At 44.7% G+C, this 16,196-nt stretch carries 8 protein-coding genes; 5 read left to right on the forward strand and 3 right to left on the reverse strand.

Annotated features, from left to right (window positions below):
- Window position 1: 1 nt before the first annotated feature.
- From HPS55_RS04285 to HPS55_RS04295, 3 genes are all read right to left on the reverse strand, one after another.
- A complete protein-coding gene (locus HPS55_RS04285) occupies window positions 2-754 on the reverse strand; it encodes a hypothetical protein (RefSeq protein WP_172176119.1) in 753 nt (250 codons plus the stop codon).
- Window positions 751-1,923, reverse strand: coding sequence for an SEL1-like repeat protein (locus tag HPS55_RS04290; protein WP_172176121.1), 1,173 nt, complete (start codon window positions 1,921-1,923; stop codon window positions 751-753). The genes HPS55_RS04285 and HPS55_RS04290 overlap by 4 nt, the downstream gene beginning before the upstream one ends.
- A 134-nt stretch (window positions 1,924-2,057) precedes the next feature.
- A complete protein-coding gene (locus HPS55_RS04295) occupies window positions 2,058-3,491 on the reverse strand; it encodes a sialate O-acetylesterase (protein WP_253945815.1) in 1,434 nt (477 codons plus the stop codon).
- Between the two features lie 824 nt (window positions 3,492-4,315).
- Here HPS55_RS04295 and HPS55_RS04300 point away from each other — a divergent pair.
- From HPS55_RS04300 to HPS55_RS04315, 5 genes are all read left to right on the forward strand, one after another.
- Window positions 4,316-9,190, forward strand: coding sequence for a RecQ family ATP-dependent DNA helicase (locus HPS55_RS04300; protein ID WP_172176122.1), 4,875 nt, complete (start codon window positions 4,316-4,318; stop codon window positions 9,188-9,190).
- Window positions 9,191-9,885: 695 nt separating this feature from the next.
- The gene (locus HPS55_RS14190) at window positions 9,886-11,136 is read left to right on the forward strand and encodes a site-specific DNA-methyltransferase (RefSeq protein ID WP_285816171.1); all 1,251 of its coding nucleotides are present in this window, start codon (window positions 9,886-9,888) and stop codon (window positions 11,134-11,136) included.
- Between the two features lie 41 nt (window positions 11,137-11,177).
- Window positions 11,178-11,792, forward strand: a complete 615-nt coding sequence (locus tag HPS55_RS14320; RefSeq protein WP_336525469.1) for a hypothetical protein — start codon at window positions 11,178-11,180, stop codon at window positions 11,790-11,792.
- Window positions 11,793-11,927: 135 nt separating this feature from the next.
- A complete protein-coding gene (locus tag HPS55_RS04310; protein WP_172176123.1) occupies window positions 11,928-14,939 on the forward strand; it encodes a type III restriction-modification system endonuclease in 3,012 nt (1,003 codons plus the stop codon).
- A 40-nt stretch (window positions 14,940-14,979) separates the two neighbouring features.
- Window positions 14,980-16,194, forward strand: coding sequence for a hypothetical protein (locus HPS55_RS04315; protein WP_172176124.1), 1,215 nt, complete (start codon window positions 14,980-14,982; stop codon window positions 16,192-16,194).
- Window positions 16,195-16,196 lie beyond the last annotated feature (2 nt).

Genomic DNA, 16,196 nt, shown 5'->3' on the forward strand with positions numbered 1-16,196 from the left:
TCTATGATTCGTTTTCAGGCAGTTCCACTGTTTCTGTCCAACTTGGACTTCTTCTGTAAAATGTTACATTAAAAGCATCTCCATCCCAAGCGGTTTTGGTGACAGCCCCTGCCATATCAATGGTGTTGGGCAGTTCATCATGCAGCCACTTCGACACAACAACTTCTCTCGTAGCGCAGTTGACCAAATCAACTCTTATCGCGTCGCCTATACCATGACCGATACACCGGTACACCATAGCCCGATACTTCCTGTCGCGGCTGAGCTTCGAGTATTTTTCGAGCAGGATTTCCTTCTCGCACCCGCACTCCTTCATCCGCTCTAAAATGTCATTACGTCGCTCTGCAAGGCGATTTTTGCCGCCTTGCATCCGGTCAATCTCCACAAGAATGTCCATGATAATGTTAGCAACACAGTCTTCAAACTCATTACTGAGTTCTTCACTGAACGCCTTGCAGAACCGTTTAAGGTTATAAAGTCTGCGGGAGGTCTCTATGTCAAGATTATACCACGACACGCCCATTCCGGGAACGGTATGATAGCCGACTTCATATGCCTCATTTTGTGGCTCAATGTTAGCACAGACAGTCAGTTTGCCGCATCCGTCAAGGTCAATGGGCATCAGTTCTGTCAGGATATACTGGGCGATGCCGAATGTGACGGCATACAGATTGACATAGCAATAGTTGGATTTCTCCTTTTCTCTTTTTTCAAGAGTATAATCGCCCTCGAAACACAATGTTTGCAGTTTCATTTTCTAAAATCTCTGAATTTCTTGCTGTTGAGGGCATTTTCAGCGGCAAGGTTGCAATTCCCGGCGGCGAGTTTGAGCCAGTCGTATGCCTGACGTAAATCAACATCCACGCCCAATCCTTTCATATACATATTGCCTATTTCGTATTGTGCCGTCCCAAGCTCATGTATATACTTCTTTCGGAGATCGCTCCGGGAAGCAATCTGCCGATACATATCCATTGCAGCGGTGAAGTCTTTCTCTCCACCGAGTCCGCGCTTGTAACAATCGGCAAGCATCAACTGCGCCGACACATCACCGGCATCCGCTCCGCAGCGATACCATTCGCGGGCTTTTGACAAATCCTTCTCCACGCCGCGTCCCTCGAAATATGCGCCTCCGACACAGCGATAAGCCTCTCTATGGCCCAACGCAGCGGCTTTCATGTAGCAGTCCAAAGACTTCTGCCAATCCTTTGCTGATTGGCTATAAATCTGTCCGAGATTGCACCATCCTTCCGCATCATTTTCCCCGACAGCTACTTCGGAATACAGCGTTGCAGCCTCATCTTCGGATGTGTCGGTATCATCATCTTCAATAAGTTCCAAGACTTCATCAGGGACACCGGTTCCATAATAAAGAATGTCAGCCAACTTCTTCTTGACCGACATACCCCCTTTACCCGCTTTAGCCTTCAGTATCTCAATCCAGCGGTCATACCACTTACAAGCTATAGCCAAGCCATCTTCGGGGTCTATGTCTTCAGGGCTGTCATCGGCATAAAGGTTCATCAATGCCTGTGCCGCACCCGCCACGCCTTTGGCTGCTTTCTCCTCCAGGATTTCTATCCACTTATAATGCCATTTATGAACAAACGCCCTTTTCCGGTCTGCATCTATCTCATCGTCAGGAAAATCGTAGCGATAGAGATTTACCAATGCTTCCGCTGCCTTTTCATTTCCTTTGTCGGCTGCTTTCTCAAACCAATAGACAGCCTTTTGATTGTCGCATTCCTCGCCGTAGCCCCACGAATAATATTTGCCGAGCATGTATTGAGCTTTGGCGTTTCCTTTCTCGGCAACAGGCGTAATCGCGGCTACCGCTGCCCTTGCTTGTTCCAAATCGCCTTCGCCCGCATATTGGCGCGTGAAGTGTTGTATGATTTTATATTGTTCTGACAGTTGGCTCATATACCCGTTGCTTTTTATGATTATCTTATGAAATCCTTGAATATCTCCCCTTTGAGCGCGTTCTCTGCATCAAGACAGCCTTTCTTCCCAGCTAATTTGAAATAACGGGCTGCACAACGACCGTCACAAATATCTCACCACTCATCCGTTCTGAACGGAAAAAGCGGAAGCCCGCCGAGATTGGCAGCATTGCCAAGTGCGAAATTCCGGAAACAATAGCGCACTGCAACGGGATGTTTCACCCTGTCACTGCTCACCATCACACCCTTATGCCACTCATATTCGGCCCGGGCGGGATAGAACACCCTGTCCTCCCCTGCCACCTCGAAGCCTTCGATATCCTGCAGACGGCTCAAACCGTCGTACAGATTGTCGAGCTTGACATAGCACGTGTCGTTGCTCACCCTCATGCTTGCATACGACGGGCTCTCACATATCAGACCGCCACAGCCATAATAACGGCTGAGAGCCATGTATGCAAGCCGCTCACCCACCTGCCGCTTGCGGCACGGATGAATCTGCTTAAGCTCATACGGATATGCCAGGTCGTTGGTGCACACAAGTCCGCTATTGGGTATGATACGCGATGCCCTGAACTGCTGTTCGCGCAGACGCGCACCACCATCACCGTCGGCACCACCATATATATAAGGTGAAATCTGTACAAACAGGAACGGCAGCTCGCCCTGACGGAAATCCCTACGCCACTGCTCCACAAGCATCTTCAGACGCTCTGAATATCTGTTGCCGGGATCGCCAACGTTTGAACATCCCTGATAGTAAAGTATGCCCGCAACACTGTAGTTGAGTATAGGATGGAACGTGCCGTTGCCCCATACCAACGGACGTAGAAAGTCCCAGGCAAATCCTTTGACCATGGCCATGGAATCGAGAGACTCGTCGGTATGACGGCTCAGATTGTCACGGTCAAGCCAGCTTTCAACACGCGAGCCGCCCTTATTCGCCATTATCAGTCCCACAGGCACATTGACCGCAGACGTAACCGTCCTTGCAAAATAATAACCCACGGCACTGCACTCCGCCACCGCATTCATGTCGTCACCATGCTTCCATTCACACTGCGCGTCGTCAAGCGGTGTCATACTCATCACCGACGGAATCTTCACAAAACGTATACCGGGATGATTGGGCGCTTCGGCCACCGTCTCATTGTAGCCCTCTACGGGACATGCGCCGAAACCACGCAGAGGCATCTCCATATTGCTCTGCCCGGCACACACCCACACTTCGCCCGCAAGCACATCGCTCACAGTGACGGGCTCACCGTCGTCAAATGTTATCGACAGCGGTGTAAATCCTGACTTAGGGCTCTTCACCGTCGTTTCCCAACGGCCGTCTTTGCCGGCTTTCGCCTTGCTCACGGCATCCGTCCACGACACCGTCACATTCACATTCCGGCCCGGTTCGGCCCATCCCCACAGCCTCACGTCACTATTTTGCTGAATCACCATTCCATCGCTTATCAGATGCGGCAGTCTCACCTTGGCATCCGCATCCGACATAACAGCCAGCAATGCCAACGTCGAAAAGAATAATTTTCTCATCATTGTTTTCATATTTTATTGTTATTCATTGATTGTCTTATATTTCACCAATTATAATAATATTATAACGCAGTCATCATATTTATATTATATAAGTAAATCGTAAAAAATTAACTTTTCTGCTTAATGAAATGTGGTTTTTAAGAAGTTTATGCCATAAAGGTTTTATCATATGTTGATTGAAGTGACCAGCCTTAACTCTCCTACTCTTAAAAATATTTACTTTAACGTATGTTAAGCGACATCAGAGACGCAATTTTCGCATAACGTTCCGAAAATCGCGATTTTTGCTTCAAATGGGAGACGCTGATTATCAATACGTTATAACAGTATGGCGTTGTAAAGAAAGCAGAGAGGGCCTTTTGACCTTGCAATAAGGCCTCCGTTGCAATGCAACAACGGCCTTATTGCAAGGTCAAAAGGCCGTTACGGGAGTGTCGGGAGGCCCTTACGGCGGATCAGCATACCGAAAAACATGTATAAAAGTAGCAGGAATGGCCTCACGGCTTTTCTATTTCGCAAAAAACAAAATGCGTTTTTTTCAGAATAAAACGTACATATGCCATAAGCCGGTTTTAATATCATGTGAGTTAGGTACAGGATAGTTTCCTGTTGTGACAGTCGCAGAACATCGTACGCGTCCCCCGCCCGCAGAATTATTACTTTGCCTTCACTCTGAAGAAAAATCATTTTCTTTATCCTGTCAATGTATAATCTCGCGATTTTGTCGTATCTTTGTAACTGTTATCGGGTTATACCCGAACATAACGAAACCATGCTGATACATAACAAATCAAACCGCTAAAACTATTTATTACATTGAGAGTATGTCGATATGGAGCAAACTCATAGGAATCAAGAAAACCGAGGATAAAGACAATATCATTGGCAGCAAAACCATCTCCGCACCATGCGGCGACCACAATTATGCGATAGTAGATGTTGAAGTGGGCTTGAAAGACCATAAGATCCATGATATAGGAGCACTCAAGCACGATAACACTGCATTCCATAAAACCTCGAAAGAAGAACTCTTTGTTTTCTTAAACGATGTAGACTACATCTGCGGTCATAATATCATTCATCATGACGCCAAGTATCTGTTTGCAGACAATACATGCAGTCGGATTCTGGTTGATACGCTTTATGTCTCGCCTTTATTGTTCCCTGAACGTCCTTACCACAGGCTTGTGAAAGATGACAAACTGATGAGCGAACAAATGAACAATCCGGTAAACGATTGCAGGAAAGCAAAAGACCTGCTGTTGGATGAAATAGCATGCTGGAAATCATTGCCGAAAGAGAAGCGTATGCTATTCGCGTCATTGCTGAAAGGCAAGAAGGAATTTGAGGGATTTCTCTGCATGGTAGGTGCGGAGTATATTCACCAAGGAGTGCCGGAACTTATTAAAGAACTTTATGCCGGAAAGATTTGCCAACATGCCGACCTTGACATGCTTATCGAACGATATCCATGCGGATTGGCATACGCTCTGGCACTGATTGATACCACCGATTACCGTTCCGTCACTCCCGGATGGGTGCTTCACAACTATCCCGAAGTGGAATTCATTGTAAAACTCCTGCGCCACACCAATTGTCACGAAGGTTGCGAATACTGCCGTAAGCAATTGGACGTGCGGCATAACCTGAAAACATTTTTCGGATACGAACGCTTCCGTACATACGAAGGCGAACCGTTGCAGGAACGGGCAGCCCGAGCTGCGGTGGAAGACCAATCGTTGCTGGCGATATTTCCTACCGGCGGCGGCAAATCACTAACCTTCCAATTGCCCGCGCTCATGGCCGGGCACTCCGTCCACGGGCTTACGGTTGTCATCTCACCCTTGCAGTCCCTGATGAAAGACCAGGTGGACAACCTTGCAGACAGAGGCATCACGGATGCCGTAACCATAAACGGAATGTTAGATCCCATCACCAGATCGCTGTCCATACAAAGAGTGCAAGACGGAGATGCCTCGCTGTTGTATATATCCCCCGAAATGCTCCGTTCAAAAACAATCGAGAAAATATTGATGGCGCGGCATGTTGTCAGGTTCGTGATAGACGAGGCTCATTGCTTTTCTTCATGGGGACAGGATTTCAGGGTCGATTATCTCTACATCGGCAAATTCATTCAAGAATACCAGCAAAAGAAAAAATGCAAAAGCCCGATACCTGTATCCTGTTTTACGGCCACGGCAAAACAGAAAGTGATACAAGACATCTGCGACTATTTCAAGCAGACTTTGAACCTGAACTTAGAGCTGTTCGCCTCAACGGCCTCAAGAACAAATCTGCACTATTCCGTCATACATGCAGAGAGTGACAATGACAAGTATTTAAAGCTGAGAGAGCTTGTCGCGGAATCCGACTGTCCGACAATCGTTTACGTATCACGCACCAAACGGACCGAAGAGCTGGCCGGGAAACTGACCCGCGACGGATACAAGGCGCTCCCATTCAACGGCAAGATGGAGGCCGATGAAAAAATCGCCAACCAGGATGCTTTCATGAACGACAAGGTACACATCATCGTGGCTACCTCTGCATTCGGCATGGGAGTCGACAAGAAAGACGTAGGTCTCGTGGTGCATTACGACATTTCCGACTCTTTGGAAAACTACGTTCAAGAAGCCGGCAGGGCCGGTCGTGACCCAAGCCTCAACGCACGTTGTTATGTGCTTTATGGTGACAATGACCTGGACAAGCATTTTATACTGCTCAACCAGACGAAGCTCAGCATCAATGAAATACAACAGGTATGGAAGTCTGTCAAAGCCCTTACCAGACAGCGCATGACAGTAAATTGTTCGGCATTGGAAATAGCCCGGCAAGCAGGATGGGACGATTCGGTATCCGACATTGAGACCCGTGTGCGGACAGCATTGGCGGCTTTGGAACAAAGCGGATACTTGACAAGAGGCAACAATGTGCCTCATGTATATGCCACAGGAATCACGGTAAAGAACATGGACGAAGCCAGAAAACGCATATCGGCATCGATGCTCTTTGGCAGTGATGAAATAGAGAAGTCAGTCCGCATCATCAAGTCATTGATATCCCGAAAGAACATTGCCAAGGCGCAGGACGCCGAAGCCGAGTCGCGTATAGACTATCTGGCAGACACATTGGGATTAAGCAAAAGAGAGGTAATATCCGTAGTGGAACGTATGCGGCAGGAAGGCATCTTGGCAGACAGCAAGGATATATCCGCATATCTGCGGGATGCAGGTGACTCGGAACGAAAGTCACAAACTCTCCTCGAACGCTTTGCAAGACTTGAACAATACATCCTCAATCATATTCCCGATGGATCTTTACGGATATCATGCAAGCAACTGAATGAGAACGCTGTGAACGACGGAATCAATACATCCAAAGAAAAAGATATCCGGACGCTGCTCTATTTCCTCACCGTCAAGGGATATACACGCAAGAAAGAGGACGCGGCTCATAATATGGAGATAAGCCGCCTGGCAGACTTGGAATCGACCGTCAGACGCTTTGAGAAACGATTGGAAATAAGTCGCTTTACCGTGGAATGGCTGTACCAGCTGGCTTCTGATGCAGAAAAGGAGAATACACCCGGCAAAGCCATCCGGTTCTCCGTAGTGGAACTTCTGAACCGGATAAAATCAAGCTCGCAATCCATTTTCGGAGGACTTGACGACATTCAGCTGGAAGATGTGGAAGAGGCACTTCTATACTTGTCGAAAATCGGTGCGCTAAAACTTGAAGGTGGCTTTCTGGTGCTTTACAACGCCATGAATATCCAAAGAATAAAGGACAATAAGTCGAGATACAAACAAGACGACTACCGGATGCTGAACGAATTCTACAAACTGAAAATCCAACAAGTGCACATTGTAGGCGAATATGCCAACCTGATGGTGAGAGACTATCATGCAGCACTGCAATATGTCCGGGACTATTTCCAAATGGATTACAGGAAATTCGTAACAAAATATTTCAAAGGAGACAGAGCAGGCGAGATACAACGTAACTTGACACCGCAGAAATACAAACAATTGTTCGGACAACTGTCCGGACGGCAAATGGATATCATCTCCGACAAGGTTTCGCGCTGCATTGTAGTTGCAGCCGGTCCGGGTAGCGGAAAAACACGTGTGTTGGTTCACAAACTGGCCTCGCTGCTTCTGCTTGAAGATGTTAAACACGAACAACTACTGATGCTGACATTCTCAAGGGCTGCCGCTACCGAATTCAAACAAAGACTCATGGAGCTGATAGGCAACGCTGCCCATTTTGTCGAAATAAAAACATTCCACTCCTATTGCTTCGACCTATTGGGGCGTATAGGTAATCTTGAAGACTCAAGAAATGTTGTTGCAAAAGCAGCCGAAATGATATGCCAAGGGGAAGTGGAACCAAACAAAATAGGCAAGACTGTGTTGGTCGTTGATGAGGCCCAGGATATGGGAGCTGAAGAACATGCACTCGTAAAGGCACTAATGAACAACAACGAAGATATGCGTGTGATAGCTGTGGGAGACGATGACCAGAACATCTATGAATTCCGAGGTTCCGACTCCGGATATATGTACCGGCTGGCACAAGAAAGCGGAAGCGCATTTATTGAAATGACCGAAAACTACCGTAGCGCGCACCACCCGGTTGAATTTGCCAACGACTTCTTGAAAAACATCGACAAAAGGATAAAAAGCACGCCTATCATCTCCATGAGGAAAGAGGATGGCCGGGTGGAAGTGACACGCCATCAATCAAGATATATGTATCAGCCGCTCGTTGAAAACTTGCTTCAACATAGGGATAACGGGACCTCGTGTGTGCTGACCCAGACAAATGAAGAGGCCGTTATCCTTATGGCTCTTCTACGAAAACGCGGTATAAACAGCAAACTGATACAATCAATGGACGGCCTGCGCTTTTGGAATATGGCCGAGATGAGGTATCTCTTGAAGTATATAGACAAACGGATAAAAACACCGATAATCACTGAAGAGCTATGGGAAGAAGCCAAACACGCAACCTATTCTACTTATGAAAGGAGCCTAAGCTTGGTGTATGTAAAGCGTTGTGCAGACCTATTTGAACAAACCAACAAGGCGAAATATTTCAGCGACTTCAAGGATTTTGTATTTGAGTCGTCAGTGGAAGACTTCTGCGATATATCAGGGACAGACGTTGTGGTATCGACCATCCACAAGGCCAAGGGCAGAGAGTTTGACAATGTATATATGCTCATATCCGACAATTATGTGAAGGATGCCAGTCTGATGCGTCGGTATTATGTAGGAATAACCCGTGCGAAAAACCGGCTGTTCATACATACAAACGGTGATTGCTTCAACAGTTTAAGTGCAGACCGATATTTTATCGACCGGCAACAATATGATATGCCTGAGGAAATAGTACTGCAACTGTCTCATAAAGATGTCTATTTGGGATTCTTCAAGGAACGGAAACAAGAGGTCCTGGCATTGCAAGGAGGAGACTCTTTGACTTACAGTAATTTCCTTTTATATAATTCATTGACCGGCAGACCTGTGGCAAAGCTATCATCAAGAATGCAGGGTACATTGTCCGAATGGGAACAAAGAGGCTATAAGGTGAAATCAGCATCTGTACGCTTCGTTGTGGCATGGAAACCAAAAGATGCGCCAAAGAATGAACCGGAAACAGCTGTTCTTTTGGCAGACCTGATGCTTTCTTTATAAGCCAAGACGTTTGAAATTATCATATATCCAGCGTGTTTGTTCTTGGATTATACATATCCTTCAGTTCATGTACATTCCGCGTGGTTGCCCTTTGATCTTCCTCACTCACGACTCGGGATAGTCCGAATAAGTTCGGCTCCCCGCTCGCTGCTCGTTCGGTTGCCATATAATTTTCTTCCATTTTGTCCCGTTTTTAATTTATAAATCACATGTTAGTTGAATTAAATTCGTAAAATATTTATGCTTAGAAAGTTGTACATCTCATTGATTTTTTAGCAACTTAGTGGTGCGTACAAGACAGTTGAAACAATTCCTGTCCATAAACTGGACTAATTGGGCGAAAACGAATGGGTCTCTATGCATAACGGTCTGATTATGACCGCAAAGATAAATTCAAATCCGTTGACTTTAAAATCGTTTATAACAAATTGAATATCAATAATATCAAAGAACTCTTATAAGTTTTTAGTGGACACTAATGTTCGAAAATATATAAGAATATATGCTTTTTTGGGTCAAATTATGTAACTTTGTAGCCTAAGGTTGCTACACAACCATTTTAAAACGTACAAAGAAAGCTGTTAAGGTGGTATCATAAATGCAACCCTGGCGAACAGATTGGTACTTAGATAAAGAGAGTGACACTCTGCGTGAAAAGAAATACAAGAATTAATCATATAGCAAATACTTATCACATGATTCTCGACATAAATAAGAAAAACGAAACAGCACAGGCCGGCGACCGTGAGATGAAAGTTCTGAGAGCCTTCTTCCCACAATGTTTCAATGCTAATGCTGAGTTCGACATTGAGGCTTTTAAGGCAGCGTTGCCAAAAGGAACAACTATTACAGATGAGACCAGTGGTTTCAACTGGCTTGGAAAGAACTATGCCCGTATGCTCACCAATATGGACACCACAACCTTGATTCGTCCGGATGAGGAACATAATGAAAAGCCGGAGAATCGTAACAGCCGGAATGTATATATCAGTGGCGACAATCTGGATGCCCTGCAACATCTGGTGAAGTCGTATAGCGGGAAAGTAAAGGTTATCTATATAGACCCACCATACAATACGGGGTCTGACGGATTCGTATATAACGACAAATTCAACTTCACCACCGAAGAACTGGCCAAGCGGCTTGATATCAGTCCGGAGCGTGCCGAGCGTATTCTCTCTATGACCCGCCGTGGCAGTGCCAGCCATGCGGCTTGGCTAACCTTTATGCTGCCTCGTTTGTCGTTTGCCAGAGATCTTCTGACAGACGATGGAGTAATTTTTATATCCATTGATGACAACGAACAGGCGAATCTGAAGAGATTGTGTGATGAGGTGTTTGGTGAGGAGAACTTTATTGGCAATATAGTTCGACCAACAGGTCAGACAACAGGTCAGGATAGTGGTGGGCTTGGTAGTTCATTTGATTATATTCTTGTGTATTCAAAAAATGAGGAGCTGGAGTTGAATGGTCTAGAGCTCACAGAGAAAGATAAATTAAGATTCCAAAACCAAGATGATGTTGGCTTTTATGCTTATGATCAATTGCGTAAAACAGGTTCTAATGATAAGCGTGAAGATCGTCCAAATATGTATTACGGTATAGAGAATCCAGACGGTGAGATACTATATCCAATAGCAGCTGCCGGATATGATAGTTGTTGGCGAGTTGAACGAAAGACATATGATAATCTTGTAAAAGAAGATATGATTCTTTGGAAGAAAACCAAACGCGACAATGGGGAAATATGGTGGCCATACGTTAAATATTATTTGGACGGAAGAACCAAACGTCCTTCACCATTGTGGACTGGTTTAGAAGGCAACAAAAAAGCTGCACGAGAAGTGCGAAACTTATTTAATGGGAAAAAAGTCTTTGACTTTCCCAAACCTGTAGATTTGTTACTTCGTGTATTCAAATTGCTTGTGAAAAAGACTCTATTATAATTGACTTTTTCGGTGGTAGCTCTACAACTGCTCATGCAGTAATGCAAAAAAACTCTGAAGATGGAGGCTATCGTAAATTCATCCTCATCCAACTTCCAGAAGAATGTAAGCCTGATAGCGAAGCTGCCAAGGCCGGCTACAAGACCATTGATGAAATCGGCATGGAGCGAATCAAACGTGCCGCAAAAAAGATAAAGGCAGAGAATCCTCTATTTGCTGGTGACCTCGGCTTCAAGCACTACACATTGGAAGAGCCTCAAAAAGACGCGCTGCTACAGATGGAGAAGTTTGACCCTACCTCAAACCTCATCAGTAGAATTACTGTGGATGACTTTGGGCTGGAAACTGTTCTTCGCACATGGCTTGTGGCTGATGGTTATGGCTTGACAGAGGACGCAGAAAAGATAATGCTCGGCAAATACAAGGCTTATTGGAAAAATGATCATCTCTACATGATTCACCCTGACCACGACTTTGATGCCACAAGCATTGTCGCCCTAATGGACAAGTATAACGGCGAACCTTTCTCACCGCACAACATAGTCATATTCGGCTATAGCTTCGGTTTCACTCATCGTGAGGAATTGCAAAAGAACCTCCGTACACTGAAAGATGGCAACAAGACTTTGACAGTAAACATTGACGTTAGATATTAAAAAACGAAATACTATGTATCCCAAGAAACTACATATCGAAGTTGTTTAAACTTATTTTGAGATGTTAATGATTCAGTAAAATAATCAACATCTCAAAATAAGTTTAAACAACTTCAATTGGAATGCAGCATAATCATGGAATTAAAACTCGAAAACAACCTCCCTCACCAGACTGCTCCAGTAGAAGGCGTTGCTGCCATCGTGGAGGCATCTATACAGGAGCCGGCAAAAGCCAGCCATCAGAATCCACTGCTGAAGAATCAACTCAGCGGTGAAGCACTGCATGCGGTACGCCAGAAAGTGAACATTTTGGACAAGGTCACCAAACATCGAATAACACACTATATGTTGCCGGACAAGATAAAGGCTTTACCTCACCATCGGATTCTTGACATCAAGATGGAAACGGGTACAGGTAAGACATACGTCTATACCCGAACCATCTTTGAACTACACAAGCGTTGCGGTTTCAACAAGTTTATCATTGCTGTTCCAACCTTGCCTATCAAGGCCGGTACTGCATCTTTTATCAGCGAACCAGAGGTGAAACGTCATTTCAATTCCGTATGTGGTTATGATACAGAAATAGAACTATGTCTGCTTGAACCTCAGAAACAGAAAAAGAAAGGACGACAGAATATGCCATCTTCGGTAGGCCATTTCTTCTATGGTACACATCATGCCAAGCACAAGATATACGTACTGCTACTCAACACTCAGTTGGTTACCAATGGTAAACTGTTGACACGTGAAGACTATGACCAGATGCTTGGTGAGTTCCATCGGCCTGTTGATGCCATTGCCGATACAAAGCCTGTGCTTATCATTGATGAGCCACATCGTATGGAACGTGGCAGCAAGTCGTATGCAGCACTCGTTGAAAATTTCCGACCTCAACTAGTGTTGCGCTATGGCGCTACTTTCCCAGAACTTACAGTTGGCAAAGGCAAGAACAAACATTTGGTGAAAGACTATCAAGAACTGATCTATGACCTGAATGCGGCTGACTCCTTTAACCAAGGACTTATAAAAGGGGTGGCAAAAGAACACCTTGAGTTGCCCGGCGGAAAGAAAGCGGAGAAAAAGGTTAAGGTTCTTTCTGTCACAAAAGGCGATAGTGCAAATCTGAAGTATACAAGCCATGACAATACAGGAAAGACTTTCACTCTTCATGTAGGAGATAGTTTGGGATTTATTGACAGTGATCTTGATGGTGTTATGCTTGAGGCCGTAAGCAAGAATACCATTACTTTGAGCAACGGTCAAGAAAAACAGACTGGTGAGGACTTCTTTCCCGACCAATACGGAGTGTCTTATCAAGAAGGAATGATTGAACTTGCCCTGATGCGGCATTTCGAAACGGAGCGTGAGAATTTCTGTCGTGAAGGTCTGCCCATCAAGACACTTGCATTGTTCTTTATAGACAGCATTGACAGTTTCCGAGGTCCGGAAAGTAAAAACGACGGGTGGCTGCGAAAGAAGTTCATTGAAATATTAACTGCGAGGGTAAACAAGGAACTTGCACGCGATAACACACCCGAATATAGGGATTATCTTAAAGCGACTCTCGATAATATTGAAAATTCGTGTGCCGGATATTTTTCCCAAGACAATAATGACTCTGACGAGAATATTGCCAACGAGGTAAAGGTAATCCTTCATGGCAAGAAAGACTTATTGAGTTTTACTGACGATAAAGGGAAACCTAATGTGCTGCGTTTCCTCTTCTCGAAGTGGACTTTGAAGGAAGGTTGGGACAATCCTAATGTATTTACCATCTGCAAACTCCGTTCGAGCGGTTCGGAGATCAGCAAGTTGCAGGAGGTGGGTCGTGGATTGCGTTTGCCTGTTGATAGCGCAGGAAACCGTATCAGCGATTCTTCTTTCATGCTCAACTATATTGTAGACTTCACAGAGAAGGACTTTGCCAATAAACTTGTTGCAGAAATCAACGGAGAACTTGAATTAGAACAGAAGAGTCCTCTTTCAATCACGGCAGAAGATATTATCAAGGTTGCCGAAAAACGCAACATCAATGTCAACAAATTCTTTATTGAACTCATGACGAAAGGCTATGTTGACTTTGACAAGAAGGTTGTATCTGAGAAGTTCGATGACATGTTGGTTAACTATCCTGAGTTCAAAGATGTGACAGATGGTGTGAATACCAATCGCATTATCAACCGTAACAGCAACCGCAGTGACAAAATACATATCCGTAAAGCCAAATTTGAGGAATTGCGAGAACTATGGGCACAACTGAATAAAAAGTACGTTCTCTATTTTGACAAGGAGATAGACCAAAAGATTGAGGCCGAGCTACCATTCTTAATTAAAGATAAGCATGTATTCTCTCTTCAGAGTATCGAATCTTCTCGAAAGGTTCTTGAATTCGAGGGTAACGTGGCCGTTGCCAACGAAGGCTCTCATGCAGAACTTACTTTACACAACCGCCATTATGGATATTATACATTTCTGAAGCATGCTTCAAGATACACCAATATTCCTGTTCATACAATGCACAAAGCAATATGTGAAGCGGCCAATAGTGGCTGTCAGCTCACAAACGAAATGTTCAATGAGAGTTCGTTGACCAGACTAATCGGTGCTGTAGATGACTGGAAATGTAATCAACTGGTGGGTTTTGTGCGCTATAAGCAAGCCAATTACAAGGTAAAAGAGACCAAACTCACCAATGCAGATGGCACAGTGAAAGACGAAGTTGTCCAGGCCTACATCGGCAACAAATGTGCACCCGGCAATCCTCCTTTGAAATATCTCTATAATGCTTATGCTCACGATTCCGAGCTGGAACTTCAAAATATCAAGACGGAGATTGACGAAGTGATCGTGTATGGAAAGATTCCATCACATAGCATCTGCATTCCAACTGTGGCATCAAGTAACTATAGTCCAGACTTCATATACGTGGTTAAGAAAACTGATGGCACAAAGGAACTGAACATCGTAATTGAAACAAAGGCATACGACAAAGAGTCGAACATATCACCTGATGAGAATACAAAAATTTCCTGTGCCGATGAGTTTTTCAAAGCCATGGCTGCAAATGGATATAACGTTCATTTCCGCAAACAAATTAATAGTACAGGTGTCAAAAACATTATTGATGATTTAGTAACCGGATAATCGTTAATTTACAAAGGATATTTATATAACTGAACAAGATATGGATGCAACGTCGCATTTTCATTCACTCGAAGAGTTAATTCGCGCTCTTGACCGAGAGCGCAAGTTGCTTCATGGACTGTTCCAAGATCGTAAGCGACTGTCATTCCGCTATGACCTGGCACGTGAACTGGCTGCCAAAAAGGATGAAAGTTTAGACTTTCTACGTAAGTTTGGAGTAATTCACGAAAACGGCGATTTCGTGGAACTGGAGGATGTCTATCTGCGTTTCTTCGAAGAAGTATTGGAAGTAAATGAGGAAATCAATGTAGCAAGCGTGAAAGAGAGCATCAGCAATCTGAACGCAGCCATAGATTACTATAAGAGCGAAAACGAGCCAAATCGTAAGTACGGCTATATGAAAGATGTGAAGCGTATTCTCCGCAACATTGCACTCACCTCTTTGCGAAATGTCATCGACCTGAAACGCAACATTGACAACACATACAAGAATGAACCCACATTCGCCATAAAAAAGAAAAAACTGGTTCATTTGGACGAAAAGCGCAAGGATATAGCTGTTCTTATCAGCGAATGTGAAAAGGTGATAGACGAGAAACAGTCAACCTTCTTCATGGTGGCTATGGACGTGCAACTCAAAGATACGGTGACCGACGTTAAACTACAATTGCGCGAGGTGTACCACAACCTGCTGGAACTTGACCGTCAGATTATCAACTATCTCAACCTCATAGAGTATCAGAACCGCCTGTTTGCCAAGGTACAGAAACTGAAATACCTGCGCGACCAGATGTTACTCGACACAAATACCGACATAAGGGCCAAGATGGCCTCTAAGAATCCTGTATGGATGGAACCGCGCCCGAAATACACTCTAAAAGTGTCACTCTCGATGCTCCGCAATTCGGATGAAGGCCTAAAAATACTGCAAGATGTAGCCACGGGAAAGGGTAATGCCCGTCTGAGTAAAGGAAGTATGGCAGAACCGCTTACCGAGGATGAACTTAAAGAACAGCAACATGTGTTGCCAATGGTTGATATAGACGAAGTAAAGAATGCCTTTATGGCATCGGGTGACAATCTTTTCCACTTTGTGATGAATTATTCCAGCTATCACAAACCAATGACTCATGAGGAGAAACTGGTGCTCTTCTGTCAGCTGACAGCCCAGTATCTTGACGAACTTGCCATAAGTGACGATTACCGCTTGTACGAAGGCATTGAATACCCGTTGATTTACCCCAAAACAGCATAATC

The sequence above is a fragment of the Xylanibacter rodentium genome, assembly GCF_013166575.1.
GTDB lineage: Bacteria > Bacteroidota > Bacteroidia > Bacteroidales > Bacteroidaceae > Prevotella > Prevotella rodentium.

Bases quoted from the DNA above. Each gene is read 5' to 3' on its own strand.
- HPS55_RS04285 (WP_172176119.1), bottom strand. From the start codon at position 754: ATGAAACTGCAAACATTGTGTTTCGAGGGCGATTATACTCTTGAAAAA.
- HPS55_RS04290 (WP_172176121.1), bottom strand. From the start codon at position 1,923: ATGAGCCAACTGTCAGAACAATATAAAATCATACAACACTTCACGCGC.
- HPS55_RS04295 (WP_253945815.1), bottom strand. From the start codon at position 3,491: ATGATGAGAAAATTATTCTTTTCGACGTTGGCATTGCTGGCTGTTATG.
- HPS55_RS04300 (WP_172176122.1), top strand. From the start codon at position 4,316: ATGTCGATATGGAGCAAACTCATAGGAATCAAGAAAACCGAGGATAAA.
- HPS55_RS14190 (WP_285816171.1), top strand. From the start codon at position 9,886: ATGATTCTCGACATAAATAAGAAAAACGAAACAGCACAGGCCGGCGAC.
- HPS55_RS14320 (WP_336525469.1), top strand. From the start codon at position 11,178: ATGCAAAAAAACTCTGAAGATGGAGGCTATCGTAAATTCATCCTCATC.
- HPS55_RS04310 (WP_172176123.1), top strand. From the start codon at position 11,928: ATGGAATTAAAACTCGAAAACAACCTCCCTCACCAGACTGCTCCAGTA.
- HPS55_RS04315 (WP_172176124.1), top strand. From the start codon at position 14,980: ATGGATGCAACGTCGCATTTTCATTCACTCGAAGAGTTAATTCGCGCT.